16 protein-coding genes are annotated in these 20,158 nt (G+C 45.6%); 10 read left to right on the forward strand and 6 right to left on the reverse strand.

Annotated elements, in window-relative coordinates; genetic code table 11:
- Positions 1-17 precede the first annotated feature (17 nt).
- Positions 18-1,460: a TrkH family potassium uptake protein gene (locus tag KO533_RS19405; protein WP_105250825.1), complete on the forward strand. Its 1,443-nt coding sequence runs from the start codon at positions 18-20 to the stop codon at positions 1,458-1,460.
- Between the two features lie 54 nt (positions 1,461-1,514).
- On the opposite strand, the gene hemG (KO533_RS19410) is transcribed toward KO533_RS19405, so the two are convergent.
- Positions 1,515-2,069: a menaquinone-dependent protoporphyrinogen IX dehydrogenase gene (gene hemG / locus KO533_RS19410; RefSeq protein WP_105250824.1), complete on the reverse strand. Its 555-nt coding sequence runs from the start codon at positions 2,067-2,069 to the stop codon at positions 1,515-1,517.
- Between the two features lie 199 nt (positions 2,070-2,268).
- On the opposite strand from hemG (KO533_RS19410), the gene KO533_RS19415 reads away from it, so the two are divergent.
- Positions 2,269-2,577 (forward strand): metalloregulator ArsR/SmtB family transcription factor, encoded by a 309-nt coding sequence (locus KO533_RS19415; RefSeq protein ID WP_105250823.1) that lies wholly within the window; start codon positions 2,269-2,271, stop codon positions 2,575-2,577.
- Between the two features lie 63 nt (positions 2,578-2,640).
- On the opposite strand, the gene hemG (KO533_RS19420) is transcribed toward KO533_RS19415, so the two are convergent.
- From hemG (KO533_RS19420) to pepQ, 4 genes are all read right to left on the reverse strand, one after another.
- Positions 2,641-3,165, reverse strand: a complete 525-nt coding sequence (gene hemG, locus KO533_RS19420) for a menaquinone-dependent protoporphyrinogen IX dehydrogenase (protein ID WP_105250822.1) — start codon at positions 3,163-3,165, stop codon at positions 2,641-2,643.
- A 2-nt stretch (positions 3,166-3,167) separates the two neighbouring features.
- On the reverse strand, positions 3,168-4,625 hold the full coding sequence (locus KO533_RS19425) for a TrkH family potassium uptake protein (RefSeq protein ID WP_105250821.1): 1,458 nt from the start codon (positions 4,623-4,625) through the stop codon (positions 3,168-3,170).
- A gap of 77 nt (positions 4,626-4,702) precedes the next feature.
- Positions 4,703-5,317, reverse strand: coding sequence for a YigZ family protein (locus KO533_RS19430; RefSeq protein ID WP_219252094.1), 615 nt, complete (start codon positions 5,315-5,317; stop codon positions 4,703-4,705).
- Between the two features lie 27 nt (positions 5,318-5,344).
- Positions 5,345-6,667 (reverse strand): Xaa-Pro dipeptidase, encoded by a 1,323-nt coding sequence (gene pepQ / locus KO533_RS19435; protein WP_113941399.1) that lies wholly within the window; start codon positions 6,665-6,667, stop codon positions 5,345-5,347.
- A 490-nt stretch (positions 6,668-7,157) separates the two neighbouring features.
- Between pepQ and fadB the strand changes: the two genes are divergently transcribed.
- The 6 genes from fadB (at position 7,158) to KO533_RS19465 (ending at position 16,254) form a co-directional block, all read left to right on the forward strand.
- Positions 7,158-9,308 carry a fatty acid oxidation complex subunit alpha FadB gene (fadB, locus tag KO533_RS19440; protein ID WP_219255761.1) on the forward strand — a complete coding sequence of 717 codons (2,151 nt, stop codon included), beginning with the start codon at positions 7,158-7,160 and terminating at the stop codon, positions 9,306-9,308.
- A gap of 22 nt (positions 9,309-9,330) precedes the next feature.
- On the forward strand, positions 9,331-10,494 hold the full coding sequence (fadA, locus tag KO533_RS19445; RefSeq protein WP_006083808.1) for an acetyl-CoA C-acyltransferase FadA: 1,164 nt from the start codon (positions 9,331-9,333) through the stop codon (positions 10,492-10,494).
- A gap of 244 nt (positions 10,495-10,738) precedes the next feature.
- Complete coding sequence (locus KO533_RS19450; protein ID WP_105250818.1) at positions 10,739-11,905, forward strand: diguanylate cyclase; 1,167 nt, start codon at positions 10,739-10,741, stop codon at positions 11,903-11,905.
- Positions 11,906-12,080: 175 nt separating this feature from the next.
- The gene (gene tusA, locus KO533_RS19455; RefSeq protein WP_168827595.1) at positions 12,081-12,326 is read left to right on the forward strand and encodes a sulfurtransferase TusA; all 246 of its coding nucleotides are present in this window, start codon (positions 12,081-12,083) and stop codon (positions 12,324-12,326) included.
- 48 nt (positions 12,327-12,374) lie between these two features.
- The gene (locus KO533_RS19460; RefSeq protein ID WP_168827597.1) at positions 12,375-12,821 is read left to right on the forward strand and encodes an MOSC domain-containing protein; all 447 of its coding nucleotides are present in this window, start codon (positions 12,375-12,377) and stop codon (positions 12,819-12,821) included.
- A gap of 244 nt (positions 12,822-13,065) precedes the next feature.
- On the forward strand, positions 13,066-16,254 hold the full coding sequence (locus KO533_RS19465; RefSeq protein ID WP_219255763.1) for an amidohydrolase family protein: 3,189 nt from the start codon (positions 13,066-13,068) through the stop codon (positions 16,252-16,254).
- A gap of 169 nt (positions 16,255-16,423) precedes the next feature.
- Here KO533_RS19465 and KO533_RS19470 read toward each other — a convergent pair whose 3' ends face one another.
- Positions 16,424-17,014, reverse strand: a complete 591-nt coding sequence (locus KO533_RS19470; RefSeq protein ID WP_168827609.1) for a DNA-3-methyladenine glycosylase I — start codon at positions 17,012-17,014, stop codon at positions 16,424-16,426.
- Between the two features lie 117 nt (positions 17,015-17,131).
- Between KO533_RS19470 and glyQ the strand changes: the two genes are divergently transcribed.
- Positions 17,132-18,037: a glycine--tRNA ligase subunit alpha gene (glyQ, locus tag KO533_RS19475; RefSeq protein ID WP_006084781.1), complete on the forward strand. Its 906-nt coding sequence runs from the start codon at positions 17,132-17,134 to the stop codon at positions 18,035-18,037.
- A 10-nt stretch (positions 18,038-18,047) separates the two neighbouring features.
- Entirely contained in the window at positions 18,048-20,117 is a 2,070-nt protein-coding gene (glyS, locus tag KO533_RS19480; protein WP_219255765.1) for a glycine--tRNA ligase subunit beta, read from the forward strand.
- Positions 20,118-20,158: the final 41 nt, after the last annotated feature.

Raw genomic sequence — 20,158 nt, forward strand, 5'->3', positions numbered from 1 at the left:
CCTTAGTAAGCCAACTTATGCTGAACTTTAGACCGCTATTGTTTATTTTAGGACTGTTTTTGTCCATGCTGACAGCCTTCATGCTGATCCCACTGCTCCTCGCCGCATACAAAGGTGAGGAAACTGTGGGCTCTTTTATGGTGTCAGCATTAGTCACAGGCATTAGCTCAAGCCTGTGTTTACACAATGGCCAGAGCAAAAACATTAACCTCAATATCCGCGATATGTTCCTACTAACCAGCCTAACGTGGTTGATCGTAAGCCTATTCGCGGCCATGCCATTTACCCTTTATCACGGTATTGGTTATACCGACGCCTTCTTTGAAACCATGTCCGGCATCACGACCACAGGTTCTACTGTACTCTCAGGGTTGGATACTATGGATCACAGTATCTTAATCTGGCGCTCTTTATTGCAATGGCTAGGTGGGATTGGTTTTATCGTAATGGCGGTGGCGATTCTACCCTTCTTAAACGTTGGCGGGATGCGGCTATTCCGCACTGAATCATCCGATTGGAGCGATAAAGCCGTGCCTCGCACCCAAAGCATGGCTAAGTATTTATTCTTTATATATATTTTACTAACGAGTATCTGCTGTGTTGCCTATCATCTGGCGGGAATGACTTGGTTTCAGGCCATCAATCATGCAATGACCACCCTCTCGACTGGTGGCTACTCGACCTCAGATAGCTCAATGGCGGCGTTCTCCAACTCTGCACACTGGGTTGGGACTTTCTTTATGGCAGCAGGTGGCTTGCCACTACTCATGTTTGTACAAACCATACAGCAAAGGGATCTACGGATTTGGAACGATGCTCAGGTCAAAGGCTTCTTATTTTTCCTCACGTTTGTCTCTTGTTCTATTGGCTTCTGGCTGTGGCAAACCCGCGACATTGAACTTCTAGATGCACTGCGTTTATCCAGCTTTAACGTGGTATCGGTAGTCACCACTACAGGTTATGGCTTAACGGACTACGGTGCTTGGGGCGCCTTTGCCAATATCGCCTTCCTGTTTTTAATGTTTGTCGGTAGTTGCTCTGGTTCCACTTCGGGTGGGATTAAGATCTTCCGTTTTCAAATTGCTGGGGCCATTATGCGCGAACAATTGAAACAGCAATGTCATCCAAACGGTATCTTTAGGGAACGTTACAACAACCGCATCATCAGTGATGATATCGTGCGCTCTCTGATCACTTTCGTCCTGCTGTTTGTGATGGTGATTGTAGGCCTGTCAGTGATTTTAGTGCTCACGGGTCTCGATCCTGTGACCAGTTTCACGGGCGCGATTACGGCAGTCACTAACGTAGGCCCTGGTTTAGGTCCTATTATTGGACCTGTAGGCAACTTCTCAACGCTACCCGATGTCGCTAAATGGGCGTTGTCACTCGGCATGCTCCTCGGTCGTTTAGAAATATTAACCGTGGCGGTGTTGTTCCACCCGAGTTTCTGGAAGTACTAATTCAGTAGAGCTTGAATACTAAAAAGGCGCTTAACTTGTTAAGCGCCTTTTTTATTAAGCAGTTGCAGTAACGTCAGCTAATTCCAACAGATGATCAGCATAGACTTTCACATCAGCCCAGTCGGTATAATCGATAACTGACTTAGGATCAGTTGGACCCTTGGTCATCTTCATAATCAACTGAATCGCCAATCTGTCATACCAAGGCCATGAAGGATAATCCACTTTGCCCGCAATAATTTTAAGATCAGCAGGCGTCCATGGCGATAACGCAATGAACTTTTGCAGATATTTATTATTTGCAGGGATACGTTTTTCAGGATTTCTCGCCACAACATTGACGCAGAAAAAACTGTTTGGCAATGCGCCCAGAGCCTGTGCATGCTGCTCAATAAATTGAAAAACGCTCTTATCATAGGTGCCATAGAGCACGCAGGCACCTAAGGCAACGACATCATAATCAGGCCAATTAATACAAGTCGCGGCAGCACTGTTGATATCGATGAGGTCAACCTTAGCGTCACGAAATCTTAATTGCTCGGCAATTGCACTGGCAATCTTGGCCGTATGGCCACCACGGGTAAAATAAAGTACGAGGACGCGTGTCATAGGCAATTCCCGATCCACTGAGTAATACCACCATTGTGGCAAGGTTACGTTAAATAAACCTCTGATAGGATCACAAATCAGTCGTATCTCATATTCTGAGATGCAAAAATTGAGATCTGCATTGCCGAGCAGTATGATTGCGTAAACACATGTGTTCAATTAGAATTATCTAATCAAAAGCGATAAAGTGAGTGACCTTATGCAAAATGACATAGATGTAGATGCAATGGTAACTAATGCGGAAAGTGCGGCTAAATGGCTCAAGGCCATAGCGAACCCTTATCGCCTAATGATTTTATGTCTATTACTAGACAAAGAATTGAGCGTAACCGAGCTCAACGCCACAGTGCCATTAAGCCAGTCGGCCCTATCCCAGCATTTAGCCGTATTACGCGCAGAAGATCTGGTGGATACCCGTAAGAGCTCGCAAATTGTTTACTATAAACTCAAGAACGAGCAAGTCACCCAAGTGATTTCGATTCTGCATAGCCGCTACTGCGCGGCCTAACACTGCAAAATTAGCCTAAATTTAAGCCCTAACCTCTTGCAAGTGATTAGGGCTTAATGGTTTTTAATGTTGGCTAAAACGGTTACCGAAGGCATCGACTTTTGCCCAATCGGTAAACTCAAAAGTGCCTGTGATATCCGTTGGCCCTTTAGTCAACCACATGATAAAACGTATCATGGTCCGATCGAAGAAACCGTATTTAGGGTAATCAATCTTGCCTGCAAACACTTCTAACAGCTGGGGTTGCCACAGTGAAAGCTTGAGAAACTTTTGCATATAAGGATTGGTTTCAGGCGTATTTTTTAAGGATTTGCGCGCCACTACGTTAACGGTAAAAAAACCATTAATCTTAGTATCTAGCACTGCATGGTGGCGATTCACATACTGATAAAGCTCTGGTCTATGTTTACCATAACGAATACTGGCACCAATCAGCACTTTATCAAAATCCACTAGACTCAACGCTTCCGCCTGCTCTAATGTGGCGAGCGAAACCTGCTCTCCCGCCTGTTCAGCAATCGTCTTCATTTTTTGGCAAATTGCCAATGTTTGGCCATCTATCGTCGAATAGATTATTAACGTCTGCATGATTAATTCTTCCAAAAAGTTGGCGTAAACAAAATCAGTAAGGTAAATACTTCGAGGCGACCAAACAGCATAGCCACGACCAATACCCACTTGGCTCCATCACCAATACTGGCATAATTGCTCGCTACCTCACCTAAACCTGGGCCTAAGTTGTTTAAGCATGCCGCCGTGGCACTAAAAGCCGTAATATCATCTAATCCCATCGCCATGAGTGCAAGCATACAAATCACAAACACCAGCGCATAGGCAGAAAAGAATCCCCAAACAGCATCAACCACGCGGTCGGGTAAGGCTTTAGAGCCAATCCTAATCGAAAACATAGCCTTAGGGTGAACGAGTCGTTTCAATTCACGGGAACCCTGTAACAGCAGTAAAATTACTCGAATGACCTTAATCCCACCCGCAGTTGAGCCACCACAACCACCGATAAAACTCGAAAACATTAATAGTATGGGTAAAAATAATGGCCACAGATGGAAGCTATCAGTGCCAAATCCAGCCGTAGTGGCAACTGAAACTGCCTGAAATAAAGCATGATCTAAGGTTTCTTCTGGCGAATCATAAATACCAGAACGATAAAGCGTGAAGAAACAAATCGCTGTGAGAATAAGTTGAATAGCCACCAGCATCTTAAATTCTGCATCTTTAAAATAGACTCTAACGTTAATCCCACGTCGTGAGAATGCCGCAAAATGCACGCTAAAGTTAACCGCAGAAACAATTAAAAAGAACACACAAATAAGATTAATAGTAGGACTATCGAAATAGCCCATACTGGCATCGTGGGTCGAAAAACCTCCGATGGCTATGGTCGAAAATGAATGACAAATGGCGTCAAAAATACTCATGCCCGCCCACCAATAAGCCGTCGCGCAGGAAATCGTTAGCAGTAAATAGATATACCACAGTGCTTTAGCGGTTTCGGCTATCCGCGGGGTCATCTTACTGTCTTTCACTGGCCCTGGAATTTCAGCGCGATAAAGCTGCATTCCTCCCACACCGAGCACAGGTAAAATAGCCACTGCGAGCACAATAATCCCCATGCCGCCAAGCCATTGCAGCATATGGCGGTAAAACAAAATGGCCTTAGGTAGGAAATCGAGCCCGACAATGACAGTGGCTCCGGTGGTGGTTAACGCAGAAAAAGATTCAAAGAAGCTGTCTGTCCAGCTTAAGTCTGGCTGACTCGAAAAGATAAACGGCAAGGCACCAATAGAACCCAGTACAGTCCAGAACAGCACGACAATCAGGAAGCCCTCTCGCGTACGCAATTCTTCTTTGCAGTGGCGGTTCGGATACCAGAGCCAAAAACCAATAAATAGGCTAACAAAAAATGCCTGCATAAACGCCGTGCCGCCGCCATCGTTATACCAAACAGCGATCAGTGCTGGTGGCAGCATAGTGATTGAAAATAAACCAATCAGCAGGCCTATGATTCTAATTATGGTTTTATATTGCATTACGCGAGTTCAATTATTCCATTGGCTGTAAAGGTATTTTCAGCATTTGGGCTATTTTGGCATAATTTACGCAGGCATCACAGCTCAAACTCGGGCCTCAAACTTCCTTGACTCAGTGTCGCCAGCGACTCACAAAGCCATGCCTGTTGCTCTCGCCCTATCTCAAACACAATATCGACCGCTGCGGCAAATTGCTTATCAATGATCACGGCATCCACTTGCTGTAATAGATGCTCGACATCGCGCAGCTGCGCATAATCACAATGCAACTTGGCGGGATACCGTAACTGTTTGAGTTGCTTCGGTAATTGAATCAAGCCTTGCCTTAAGCCCGACGTATAAGCCCGAACGAGTCCACCTACGCCTAGCTTAGTACCGCCATAGTAACGCACGACAACAGCGCCAACTTCGCCAATATGTGCCCCTTGCAACACAGCTAACATAGGGCGGCCTGCACTGCCAGCAGGCTCACCGTCATCACTCGAACCAATCAAGACGCTATCATCCGGTGCGCCAGCAACAAAAGCTGAGCAATAGTGGCTTGCGCCGGGATAGTCACGCTTTATGTCAGTAAGTACTAACTTTAATTTATCGACACTATCGCAATGAAAGAGAAAAGAGATAAAGCGACTATGCTTTATCTCTTCTTCAATGACGATTTCATCACAGGGAACGTTATAACTTTCGAGCACGAATTCGCCCTAATCTATTTTCAAACATCAATCGGCTAAGCCGAGCTCACGGGTCATATTCTCGTTTCTGTCTTGATGCACTATGACGTTATCTTCGATACGAATACCGCCAAAAGGCCTTAACTCATCAACCGTTTGCCAGTTGATCTGTTGGCCACGACTATCTTGTTTAAGCTCATTGAGCAAAGTATCTATGATGTATAACCCAGGTTCCATAGTCAGCACTTGGTTTGGCGCTAAAATGCGGGTGCAGCGCAAAAATGGGTGGGCCTCGGGGGCCGCGATATGGGTACCGCGCTCATCGTGGGAGAAGCCACCCACATCATGCACTTGTAAACCTAACATGTGGCCTAAACCATGGGGGAAGAAAGCACTGGTAATGCCTTGATCAACCAAACCTTGGGCATCACCCGTGGCTAAATCAAAATCCAATAGCATTTGCGCGACTTTAGCGTGAGTCGCTAAGTGTAAATCAGGATAACGCACGCCGGGGCGCATCATGTCGATGAGCTCCAGCTGCGCCTTATTCATCGCAGCGATCAACTCATCGAAACGATTCTTCTCAAATGCATAGGTTCTAGTGATATCAGACGCATAACCAAAGTAGCTCGCGCCCGCATCGATAAGAAAAGACAAACGTTTCGCAGGGCTTTGATGCTCGAGCGCGGTGTAATGCAAAATCGCCGCATTTTGATTAAGAGCAATAATATTGCCGTAGGGCACTTCATTTTCGCTCTGGCCAACTGCAGATAAATAGTGCTGCTGGATCTCGAACTCGCTCGCACCATTATAAAAGGCATTTTTAGCAGCCAAATGTCCCTGCACCGCAATTTGGTTGGCGCGGCGCATACATTCCAGCTCATATTCAGTTTTAGTGGTTCTGTGGTAATGCAAATAGCTCATCACAGCATCGGGATTGCGACTGGTAAAACCCAGCACTTCGGCTACATCTAAATGCTCACCCAAATAAGCCCAATTAACTGTGTCTTTGGGTAACAGCTCAGCGACCTTATCGGCCTTAGTTAACAGCTTAATATCAAAATGCTCAGTCCAGAACATATCCGGCACATCGGATACTTTGTGCCAAAAATCCACAGGACGATAAAAAATCAGCTGCGGCTTATCGCGACCATTGACGACTAACCAGCAATTCGGATTATCTAACACTGGCAACCATGCCTTGAAGTGCGGGTTTGCTTTAAAGGGATAATTGATATCATCCAAAAACATCCGATGCGGCTGACCCGAATGGATCACTAAACCAGACAAGGCTTCTCGAGACAAAATCTCTGCGACTCGGCGGTTTAACTCGGCAATATGGGCACGATAGTGATGAGCCAACTGATCCATTTGTCATCTCCTGCAATGAATAAAAGTTAATATTATGAGCCAAATTTGCCCACATAATCTTAATCTGATCATGAACAACAGATTCAATCAAAACGTTAAACTGTCACTCAATCTAAAATACATGGCTGCTAAACAAAGAACATAAAAGCGATAACATCATGATTATTTTTAATAATTCTATTCAACCCTAGCATGGCTGCAGCGTTTAAACGTCTAAGGAAAACAGCCACAAAGACCTATTTATCCGCAAAGTGATTTAACGCATTCTAGGTGTTCTACACTCTGTGCAGTGTATCACAAAGGTGAAAAATCACTCTAGCCGACAAGAAATTAAACAGTCGTTTAAATTGGGTGTTGTAATTTATCGAATTTCGAAGCACACTGGCATACAACTGGTCAAATGATGGCCGAAGCTGCTGTGAGATAGAGAGTCGTACTAGCACCAACACATAATGGTGGGTATCACTTTTAAGCCAAAAGGAAGCAAGCAATGATCTACCAAAGTCCTACAATTCAAGTTGAGTTACTCGAGGATAATATTGCCAAGCTGTGCTTTAACGCACCCGGTTCGGTGAACAAATTCGACAGAGAAACCCTCGCTTCGCTCGATGCCGCATTAGACAGCATCAAGCAAAATTCCAATATCAAAGCGTTAGTGCTGACCTCAAGTAAAGATACCTTTATTGTGGGTGCCGACATTACCGAATTTTTAGGCCTATTCGCACAAGATGACGCCGTACTGCTCTCTTGGGTTGAACAAGCCAACGCTGTCTTCAACAAACTCGAAGACTTACCTTTCCCAACAGCATCTGCAATCAAAGGCTTTGCCTTAGGTGGCGGCTGTGAAACCATTCTGGCAACGGATTTTCGTATCGCAGATACCACAGCCAAAATCGGTTTACCTGAAACTAAACTCGGCATCATCCCAGGCTTTGGCGGCACAGTTCGTCTGCCACGTGTGATTGGTGCTGATAACGCACTTGAATGGATCACCACAGGTAACGACCAACGCGCTGAAGATGCACTGAAAGTCGGTGCTGTGGATGCTGTGGTTGCGCCAGAAGCATTAGAAGCGGCTGCGATTCAAATGCTCAAAGATGCTGTTGCTGAAAAGTTGGATTGGCAAGCGCGTCGTAACCGCAAGCTGTCTGCACTAACACTGCCAAAACTTGAAGCTATGATGTCATTCACAACAGCCAAAGGCATGGTGTTTGCGGTTGCGGGTAAACACTACCCTGCACCAATGGCCGCAGTAAGCGTAATTGAGCAAGCATCAACTAAAGGCCGCACCGAAGCACTGCAAATCGAGCATCAAGCCTTTATCAAACTGGCTAAAACTGACGTTGCTAAAGCGCTTATCGGTATCTTCCTTAATGATCAATTCGTTAAAGGCAAAGCGAAAAAAGCGGGTAAATTAGCCAAAGAAGTGAAAAACGCTGCCGTATTAGGTGCTGGCATTATGGGCGGCGGTATCGCCTACCAAAGCGCCAGCAAAGGCACACCGATTGTCATGAAAGACATTGCCCAGCCAGCATTAGATTTAGGCCTCAATGAAGCCGCCAAACTGCTGTCTGCCCAAGTTGCTCGTGGTCGTTCAACGCCAGAAAAAATGGCCAAAGTGCTGAACAACATCACGCCTTCATTAGATTATGCTGCGCTCAAACACAGTGATGTCGTCGTTGAAGCCGTTGTTGAACATCCAAAAATTAAAGCACAGGTTTTAGCCGAAGTTGAAGGCTATGTGAGTGAAGATGCAATTATCGCGTCAAACACCTCAACGATTTCAATCAACTTGCTCGCTAAGAGCATGAAGAAACCTGAGCGTTTCTGCGGTATGCATTTCTTCAACCCAGTGCACAAAATGCCGTTGGTAGAAGTTATCCGTGGTGAGCGCAGTTCTGAAGAAACCATCGCCTCTGTTGTGGCTTACGCCAGCAAAATGGGCAAAACCCCAATCGTGGTAAACGATTGCCCAGGCTTCTTCGTTAACCGCGTACTCTTCCCTTACTTTGCAGGCTTTAACGGCTTACTTGCCGAAGGTGGCGACTTTGCTGCAATCGACAAAGTAATGGAAAAACAATTCGGTTGGCCAATGGGCCCTGCTTACCTGCTTGACGTAGTAGGTTTAGACACAGGTCATCACGCCCAAGCCGTTATGGCTGAAGGTTTCCCTGATCGAATGGGTAAATCAGGTACTGATGCGATTGATGTGATGTTTGAAAATAAACGTCTTGGCCAGAAAAATGGCAAAGGTTTCTATGCCTATTCAGTCGATAGCCGTGGTAAACCGAAGAAAGATGTCGATCCTACGAGCTACGGCCTATTGAAAGATGCCTTTGGCGACTTAAAAGCCTTTGAAGCCGATGACATTATTGCCCGTACTATGATCCCTATGATCATCGAAACCGTGCGCTGTTTAGAAGAAGGCATTGTCGCATCACCTGCCGAAGCGGATATGGGCCTGGTTTATGGCTTAGGTTTCCCACCATTCAGAGGCGGCGTGTTCCGTTACTTGGATACCATGGGTGTCGCAAACTTTGTAGCCTTAGCAGACAAATATGCTCACTTGGGCGGTCTGTATCAAGTCACAGATGCAATGCGTACATTAGCAGCCAATAACGGTAGCTACTACCAAGCCTAATTAGCGGGAAAGGAATTTAATCATGAAACAAGCTGTTATCGTAGACTGCATTCGTACTCCGATGGGCCGCTCAAAGGCTGGCGTATTTCGTAATGTACGTGCAGAAACTCTGTCTGCCGAATTGATGAAAGGTCTGTTGCTGCGTAATCCGCAACTCGACCCAAACCTGATTGAAGACGTGATTTGGGGTTGTGTGCAACAAACCCTAGAGCAAGGCTTCAACATTGCCCGTAATGCTTCACTATTAGCCGGCATTCCAAAGACCGCTGGCGCTGTGACGGTTAACCGCCTATGTGGTTCGTCAATGGATGCTATCCATCAAGCGGCGCGTGCGATTATGACTGGCATGGGCGACACCTTTATTATTGGTGGCGTAGAACACATGGGCCACGTGCCTATGAGCCATGGTGTCGACTTCCACCCAGGTCTTGCTAATAACGTGGCAAAAGCCTCTGGCATGATGGGGTTAACGGCTGAAATGCTGGGTAAATTGCACGGTATTACCCGTGAGCAGCAAGATGCTTTTGCGGTACGTTCTCATCAACGCGCTTATGCAGCCACAGTTGAAGGCCGTTTTGCTAAGGAAATCTATGGCATTGAAGGTCACGATGCTAACGGTGCCTTAATTAAAGTCCTCCAAGACGAAGTGATCCGCCCAGAAACCACAATGGAATCTCTAGCAGCACTGCGTCCGGTATTTGATCCAGTCAACGGTACTGTCACTGCGGGTACTTCTTCTGCACTGTCTGATGGCGCTTCAGCCATGTTAATCATGGAAGAATCTAAAGCGCGCGCACTTGGCTTACCAATTCGTGCACGTATTCGCTCTATGGCGGTTGCTGGTTGTGATGCGGCTATCATGGGTTACGGCCCAGTGCCAGCCACGCAAAAAGCGCTGGCTCGTGCCGGTATCACAGTTGCCGATTTAGATGTGATTGAACTGAACGAAGCGTTTGCAGCTCAGTCTTTACCTTGTGTAAAAGATTTAGGCTTAGCGGATGTGGTTGACGACAAAATCAACCTCAACGGCGGTGCGATTGCATTAGGTCACCCACTGGGTTGTTCAGGTGCACGTATCTCTACGACGCTGATCAACTTGATGGAAGACAAAGACGCGACCTTAGGTTTAGCGACCATGTGTATTGGTTTAGGCCAAGGTATCGCCACTGTGTTCGAACGCGTTTAATTCGTTAATCGAATAATTATCAAAGCCGGAACTTGTTCCGGTTTTTTTTATGCCAAATCTTCTGCCATCGTAAATATTAATATTTCTCATTTCTTCTGCTGTTCATTTGAAAATCAGTCCGTTATCGACTTAACTACAAGGGCATTACTGGCTATTGTGGACGACAACAGGCAAGCAATCATCAGCCAAATCTAGGCAGTGTAGTGCAAGGATGCAATTCGTTGTTTTACCAGAGGAATGCCTGATGCTACAAACGGAACAGACCCTTTTCGAACAAATGCGGATCACTGAGTTGGAGATCGAGTCTCGTAAGGCGCTCTTCTCTTTTACTGGGGGCGATGTAAAGGCCCTACAATCCTTTAAGCCTATCATCGAAGAAAACATCGATAAAATCGTCGATGACTTTTACGGCTTACAAACCAGTGTGTCAGAAATTGCGCTCTTGATTGGAGACTCAGACACCCTTGCCCGCCTGCGTACCGCACAGAGAAGATATGTGCTTGATTTATTTAATGGTGTTTATGATCTTGAGTACGTAAACAATCGCCTACGGATTGGTTTAGTCCATAAACGCATTGGTGTTGAGCCCAAACTTTACCTGTCTGCGGTACACACACTCAAGGAGTTGATCTATGCAGTGATCAACGGCTCAGTACAAGATGTACGTCAAGCCGAACGTATTCGAGCCGCAATTGATAAACTCGTGCTGTTTGATGTCACACTAGTATTCGATACTTATATTCGCAGCTTAGTCTCCGAGATTGAGAACGCTAAAGATAAGGCTGAGAAATATGCCCAAAGCATGGAAAGCAAAGTCAAAGAGCGGACCCAGCAGTTAGAAGAACTCTCGCAAACCGATCCCTTAACAGGTTTGCTCAACGTAAGGCACTTACAAGAAACCGCAACTCGCATACTCAGAGCAGCCCAAAGACGCGCCGAGCCTGTATGTGTCATCTACTTAGATGTAGATGATTTTAAATTATTTAATGACACTCAAGGCCATAGATCAGGTGATGAAGTACTTTGTGCTGTCGCAAAAGCGATTAAAGAAACCACTCGTGCTGAAGATCATTGTTTTCGATATGGTGGAGATGAGTTCTGTATCATCATGCCTAACTGTCGTGAAGAACAAGCTCGAGAGAATTTCATCACTCGGTTTAATCAAAAAATAAAACTCAGTCTAAACAATATTTCCTTAAGCTTTGGCATTACAGATACTGGCCCCTATGAATATGAAGAAGCCAATAGCTTAATTCATAAAGCCGATCAAAAAATGTATAGCTACAAACGGGCGTCCAAATTGCAGCAACAAACTATGGCGGCAGCAAATGATTTAGCACCAGAGAATAGTACAGCTGTCATCCATCCGATCTCTCAATCTCAAAGCGCTGCTGATAAAGCCGTTGAGTAATGTTAATTATCATAAGCCATAAGTTTGTTCCACGTGGAACATTTTATCTCTAGCTTTGGTAACGACAAAAAGCACACCAATCAAACCACATCACAAATTGAGACCACCAACTTGGTTTATCATGGGGGCTGGAGTAACATTAGCTAATTCTGCTTAACCGTTCAGTAGAGGTAATATGAACGACGCTTTCTCAACCGCACAGCATAGGCTCGATGCAATAGGCTTACGTTGCCCAGAACCTGTAATGATGGTGCGTAAAACGGTAAGACAAATGGCTGCAGGCGAGACACTGCTGATCATTGCCGATGACCCTGCAACGACACGCGATATTCCAAGCTTCTGTGAGTTTATGGATCACACCCTTATCGCCAGCGAAACGGCTCAGACGCCATACCAATATTTGATCAAAAAAGGACTTTAAGTCGTATCGTTTTAGCGACTTAATCATTAAAAAAGGATGTGAGGAACTATGCCAAAACTGCTGGCAATTGCCTATAAAACTGTAAAGCGCGGCCCAATGAATGAGGTTCTCTGTGCCAATGTCACCCAGTTAAATGGTGTAGAGAAAGATGTATTTGGTCGTCCAGGCAAACGCCAAGTCACTGTGCTTTCCAAACTACAATGGCAACAAGCCTGTCGTGCTATCGAGGCAGAATTGCCTTGGACGACTCGCAGAGCAAATCTGCTCGTTGATGGTCTAGTATTTAGCAGTGCAGATGTTGGTAAACATTTACAGATTGGTGAGTTACTACTTGAAATTACAGGTGAGACCGATCCTTGTAAAAAAATGGAAATTGCACATGTTGGTTTAGAAGCCGCACTCACCCCAGATTGGCGAGGAGGTGTAACATGCAGGGTATTGAATGACGCTATGATCCACTTAGGTGATGAGATAGCAATTTTCTTTCCTAGCTAATCCAATCAGCCTATCTCAGCTAGTTCTCCATACTCCTCTATAAATAGAACCAAATAACTTGGTTCTATTTCTGTTGTCCCAATCCTAATATAAATATCAGCTTTCTAGCTCGAACATCAATTGAAACAGTATTTACGTTTTCCTTCCTATCTATTTATGCGATAACTACACCAAGTATTAACAAAACTTTATCTTGTGATTAATACCGCTCATGTAGCCCATAAGAACGATAACAGGAAGTGACATGTTGAACTCTAAACTTACCCCGCTTTATATTGCCCTCACTCTTGGGATGAATACCCTCGCAGTTAACGCCACAGAAACGAAAGAATCGACTTGGAATGTTAACGCTCCAGCGAATGCTCCCTTAGTGCAAGTCAAAGTTGATGTTAATGAAGGCACTTGGATGAACTTAAGTGTCAGCCCAGATGGTAAATATATCGTCTTCGACTTACTCGGTGACATCTACCAAATTCCAGTAACAGGCGGTGAAGCTAAGCCATTAGCCCAAGGCATAGCTTGGCAGATGCAGCCCGTCTATAGCCCTGATGGCAAGCACATTGCTTTTACGTCCGATGGTGATGGTGGTGATAACATTTGGATTATGGATGCTGATGGTAAAAACCCAAGAACAGTTACCCAAGAAACCTTCAGGCTGCTAAACAGTCCAGCTTGGAGCCCAGACTCCCAGTATTTGGTTGCCCGTAAGCACTTTACCGCCAGTCGTAGTTTGGGTGCGGGCGAAGTGTGGCTATACCACGTTGCGGGTGGTGAAGGCGTTAAATTGACCGAGCGTCCTAATGATGAGAAAGATTTAGGTGAACCCGCGTATTCACCCGATGGTCGCTATATCTACTTTAGCCAAGATGACACGCCGGGTAAAACATTCCATTACTCAAAGGACTCGGTCAACGGTATCTACAAAATAAAACGCTACGATACTCAAACTGGTGAGATTGAAGTATTAATCGAAGGCACGGGTGGTGCAATTCGGCCAACGCCGAGCCCAGACGGCACTAAGCTCGCCTATATTAAGCGCGATGATTTTCAGTCATCACTCTACCTACTCGACCTTAAGTCGGGAGAGACGACTAAACTGTTTGGCGAACTTGACCGTGATATGCAAGAGACTTGGGCCATTCATGGCGTCTATCCAACAATGGCATGGACACAAGATAACAAGGATATTTTCTTCTGGGCTAAGGGAAAAATTAATCGTCTGAATGTTGCCAATAAAACACTCACAGATATCCCCTTTAGTGTAAAAACTGAGTTAGCCATACAACCCTCGGTGCGCTTTAAGCAAGATATCGATAAAGACGTTTTCGATGTAAAAATGCTACGTATGGCGCAAGTCTCACCGGATGGTAGCAAAGTCGCCTTCGAAGCACTGGGGAAAATTTGGTTAAAATCCTTACCCGATGGCAGAATGTCGCGCTTAACTGATCTAGACAAAAATATTGCAGAACTTTATCCCCAATGGTCGCGCGATGGTAAAAATATTGTTTTCACCACTTGGAATGACCAAGACCAAGGCACAGTACAAGTGATTAGCGCCAAAGGTGGCAAACCTAAGCAGCTAACATCTGAACCAGGAAAGTATGTCGAACCCACCTTTTCACCCAATGGTGAACTCGTAGTGTATCGTAAAACTCAAGGCGGTAACCTCACACCAAGAACTTGGTCGCAGGAGCCCGGGCTATATAAAGTCGATATTAAAGGTAAACAAAATAGCAAGATCAGTACCGATGGCTATCAAGCTCAATTCGGTGCCAATGCTGATCGCGTCTTTTTTATGAATAGCAGCGAAGATGAAACGCCGCAGTTATCATCCATCAACTTAGACGGCTTCGATAAGCGGGTTCATTACAGCAGCAAACATGCAACTGAATTTAGGGTTTCACCCGATGGCGAGCAACTCGCCTTTGCTGAACGCTTTAAGGTTTGGGTAACACCTTTTGCTAAACACGGCGAGACAGTTGAGATTGGCCCCAATGCCAGCAATCTACCCGTAAGCCAATTGAGTGCCCGTGCGGGCGAAAGTATCAGTTGGAACAGTAAAAGCGACCAACTATATTGGACTCTTGGCCCCGAGTTGTACCAAGCCAAGGTTGACACTCAATATCGCGACAAAGATGAAAAGGCACAACCAAGCATTATCGATTTAGGCTTTACCGAAAAGGCCGATGTTCCACGTGGAACAATCGCCTTCGTCGGTGGCAAAGTGATTACGATGGAAAATGACCAAGTGATTGATAATGGTGTGGTCATAGTCAAAGACAATCATATTGTCGCCGTAGGCGATGCCAATGTTGCGATTCCTAAGGATGCGCAGATCATCGACATCAAAGGCAAATCCATCATGCCAGGACTATTCGATGCCCACGCCCATGGACCGCAAGCAGATGATGAAATTGTGCCACAACAGAACTGGGCGCTGTATTCAGGCTTATCCTTGGGTGTCACCACTATTCACGATCCATCGAATGACACTACAGAAATCTTTGCCGCATCTGAGCAACAAAAAGCAGGCAATATTGTTGGCCCACGAATATTCTCCACCGGCACCATACTCTATGGCGCAAATGCACCGGGTTACACATCGCACATAGACTCATTGGATGATGCCAAGTTTCATCTTGAACGTCTGAAAAAAGTCGGGGCGTTTAGCGTAAAAAGCTACAACCAGCCGCGCCGAAATCAGAGGCAGCAAGTTATCGCTGCCGCACGTGAACTTGAAATGATGGTTGTCCCTGAAGGTGGTAGCTTGCTGCAACATAATTTAAGCATGGTCGCCGATGGACATACTACGATTGAGCACTCACTCCCCGTTGGTTCAATCTATAACGATATCAAACAGTTTTGGAGCCAGACTAAAGTTGGTTACACGCCAACCTTAGTGGTTGCCTATGGTGGTATTTCTGGTGAAAACTACTGGTATGATAAAACCGATGTGTGGGCACATCCACGCCTATCCATGTATGTGCCAGCCGATATTTTACAAGCAAGATCAATGCGACGCCCCCATGCTCCAGAGAGCCACTACAATCATTTCAATGTTACTAAGGTTGCTAACGAGCTCAATAAGTTAGGGGTTCACCCAAATATTGGCGCCCACGGTCAGCGTGAAGGTTTAGCGGCACATTGGGAAATGTGGATGTTTGCCCAAGGCGGCATGAGCAATATGGAAGTGTTGAAAACGGCCACCATTAATCCAGCGACGACCTTTGGCATGGAGCAGCAACTAGGTTCTATCAAAGAAGGTAAGCTCGCAGACTTGATCGTTATTGATGGTGATCCATTAGCCGACATTCGAGTCACCGACAGAGTCACTCATACTATGGTCAATGGTAAGTTATTTGATGCAGAGACTATGAATGAACTTAATGGGGATAAAGCACAGCGTAAGCCGTTTTTCTTTGAGAAACTCTAAGGGCACTTTCAAGTCTAAGGAGAATAGCTTTCCTGTTGAGACCGTTTAAGTTTAACAAGATGAGTTCCAGCGAAGCTCAAAAAGCATGTTCCACGTGGAACATGCTTTTTGTATTTGGATACTCTACAAGAGTTTTCTTTAATATCAGTCAGCTCAACGATTAATGATTCTAGTGGCTATGTTCAGCACAAGAATCGACACAGGCCTGATAAGCAATACACTCGACAAGATGATCGTTCACCATACCCACCGCCTGCATAAAGGCATAACAAATGGTTGGGCCGACAAAATTGAATCCGAGTTTCTTCAACGCTTTTGACATGGCTTCAGATTCTGGTGTTTGTGCCGGAACCTGCGACATTGCCCTAATCTGATTAACTATGGGTTTACCGCCCACAAAGCTCCATAAAAATGCAGAGAAATCCTTCCCATCGGCAGTATAGGCTAAATAACCTTTAGCATTCTTGATGATAGAGTTCACCTTCAAGCGATTGCGCACTATACCTGGATTCAACATGAGCTCCTCTACTTTCGCCTCATCGAAAGTCGCAATAATCTCAGGTTCAAAATTAGCAAAGGCCTGTTCATAATTTTGTTGCTTCTTCAGGATAGTTATCCAAGATAATCCGGCCTGTTGACCATCTAAACACAACTTAGCAAACAGCTCCTTTGGATCATAAACAGGTCGCCCCCACACTTTGTCGTGATACTCACGATACAAGGGATCATCACTTACCCAGCCACAGCGGATCTCTTCCATGGTATATAACCTTATTGTTTTAATTAAGAAGGTAAAAAATAACCTACATAAGCAGATATCTACAAGGTATAATCGAATCCATTTTCTATTCAGGCTGACGGCAGTAGACAAGTAGACATGACGACAAAACACGACGTAAAAACATTTCAGGGTTTCATTCTCACCCTGCAGGAATATTGGGCACAGCAAGGCTGTGCAATTGTTCAACCTTTAGATATGGAAGTCGGCGCGGGTACATTCCACCCACAAACTTTCCTACGTTCTTTAGGTCCTGAACCTATGAGCAGTGCCTATGTGCAGCCATCGCGCCGCCCTACAGATGGTCGTTACGGTGAAAACCCTAACCGCCTGCAGCACTACTACCAGTTCCAAGTCGTGTTAAAACCTTCGCCTGACAATATTCAGGAGCTGTATTTAGGCTCACTGCAAGCACTGGGTATTGATACTCAAATCCACGATATCCGCTTTGTGGAAGATAACTGGGAATCACCAACACTAGGTGCTTGGGGCTTAGGCTGGGAAGTTTGGCTTAATGGTATGGAAGTGACTCAGTTTACTTACTTCCAACAGGTCGGCGGCATCGAATGCAGCCCAGTCACAGGTGAAATCACCTATGGCCTAGAGCGTCTGGCCATGTATATCCAAGGCGTTGATAGCGTTTATGATCTCGTATGGACCGATGGTCCACTAGGCCTAATCACCTATGGCGATGTGTTCCATCAAAACGAAGTCGAGCAATCGACCTATAACTTCGAGCACGCCGATGTGGACTTTATGTTCACCCTGTTCGATCAGTGCGAAAAAATGTGTCAGCATTTATTGTCGCTAGAAAAACCTTTACCTCTGCCCGCCTACGAGCAAGTGATGAAAGCCTCACACGCCTTCAACCTGCTCGATGCCCGCCATGCCATTTCAGTTACCGAGCGCCAGCGCTACATCTTACGCGTTCGTACTATGGCGAAAGCGGTCGCTGAATCTTATTATCAGGCACGCGAAGCGCTTGGCTTCCCAATGTGTAAGTAGAGGTAAAAACATGAATTTTGAAAACTTACTCATAGAGTTAGGTACGGAAGAGTTACCACCTAAGTCACTGCGTAAACTGGCTGAATCCTTTTTAGCTAACTTTACTGAAGAACTCACCAAAGCCGATTTAGCGTTCAGCTCAGCCGTTTGGTACGCAGCGCCACGTCGTCTGGCTATTAACGTCACTGAACTGGCCCTTGCGCAAGCTGACAAAGTCGTTGAAAAACGCGGTCCAGCCGTAAGTTCAGCATTCGATGCTGAAGGCAAACCGACGAAAGCCGCTGAAGGTTGGGCACGTGGTAATGGTATTACTGTTGAACAAGCCGAACGTTTAGTTACAGATAAAGGCGAATGGTTAGTCCATAACGCCAAAGTTGAAGGCGTCGAAACCAAAAGTTTGATCGCTGCTATGGCTCAACGTGCACTCGATAAATTGCCCATTCCTAAGCCAATGCGCTGGGGCAATAATAAAACCCAATTTATTCGCCCTGTGCACACCGCGACTATGTTGTTAGGCAGTGAGTTGATTGAAGGTGAATTGCTGGGTATCAAATCAGCACGCACTGTTCGCGGTCACCGCTTTATGGGGCTCAAGCAGTTTGAATTAGCACACGCTGATCATTACCTTGCCGACCTAAAAGAAAAAGGCAAAGTCATCGCCGATTACGAAAGCCGTAAAGCATTAATCAAAGCCGATGCCGAAAAAGCCGCCGCTAAGATTGGTGGCACAGCCGATATCGAAGATAGCCTGCTGGAAGAGGTCACCTCTTTGGTTGAATGGCCAGTAGTATTGACCGCTAGCTTCGAAGAAAAATTCTTAAGTGTACCGTCTGAAGCTTTGGTCTATACCATGAAAGGCGACCAAAAATACTTCCCAGTCTTTGATGATGCAGGCAAGTTACTGCCAAACTTTATCTTTGTGGCCAATATCGAATCTAAAGATCCCGCGCAAATTATCTCAGGTAACGAGAAAGTCGTTCGCCCACGTCTTGCCGACGCCGAGTTCTTTTTTAATACCGATAAAAAACACACGCTGGAATCGCGGTTACCTAGCCTAGAAACCGTCCTGTTCCAACAGCAGCTCGGTACCTTAAAAGACAAAGTGAATCGTATTTCTGCCCTAGCCGCCTTTATTGCCGAGCAAACTGGCGCAAATACGGTTGATGCAGCCCGTGCAGGTTTGTTATCTAAAACCGATTTGATGACCAATATGGTGATGGAGTTTACCGACACTCAAGGCACTATGGGCATGCACTACGCCCGCCTTGATGGTGAAACCGAAGCTGTTGCGATTGCGATGGAAGAGCAATACAAGCCTAAGTTCTCTGGCGATACAGTGCCTAGTGCTGGCGTATCTTGCGCAGTCGCATTAGCAGACAAGCTCGATACTTTAGTCGGTATCTTTGGTATTGGCCAAGCACCCAAAGGCGCTACCGATCCCTTTGCCCTACGCCGTGCCGCCATCGGTGTGCTGCGTATTATCGTTGAGAATAAACTGCCACTGGACTTAGTAACGCTGATAGCCAAAGCTCAGGAGCTCCACGGCACTAACTTAAGCAACGCCAATGCAAGCGACGAAGTGTTAGAGTTCTTAATGGCTCGCTTCCGCGCTTGGTATCAAGATAAAGGTATTGGTGTTGATGTGATCTTAGCCGTGCTAGCACGTCGCCCAACACGCCCAGCTGATTTTGATAGTCGTATCAATGCAGTATCACACTTTAGAAGCCTAGAAGCTTCTGGCGCACTTGCAGCAGCGAACAAACGTGTATCTAACATTCTGGCTAAGGTTGAAGGCGCTTTACCGACAACGATCAATGCAAGTTTGTTGACCGAAGCCGCAGAGCAAGCATTAGCGGCCAAGTTAAACGAGCTACAACCACAGTTGGCACCTTTGTTTGCCAATGCTGATTACCAACAAGCCTTAACTTTGTTAGCTGGACTGCGTGAAAGCGTCGATCAGTTTTTCGAAGATGTAATGGTTATGGCGGATGATGAAGCCTTGAAAAACAATCGTTTAGCATTATTGAATAATCTACGCGAGCAATTCCTGCACGTAGCGGATATATCACTACTGCAATAACGATACTAAGGTTTATAAAATTATCACCTTATAAAAAACGC

The sequence above is a fragment of the Shewanella sp. NKUCC05_KAH genome (assembly GCF_019345585.1).
Taxonomy (GTDB): domain Bacteria; phylum Pseudomonadota; class Gammaproteobacteria; order Enterobacterales; family Shewanellaceae; genus Shewanella; species Shewanella oncorhynchi.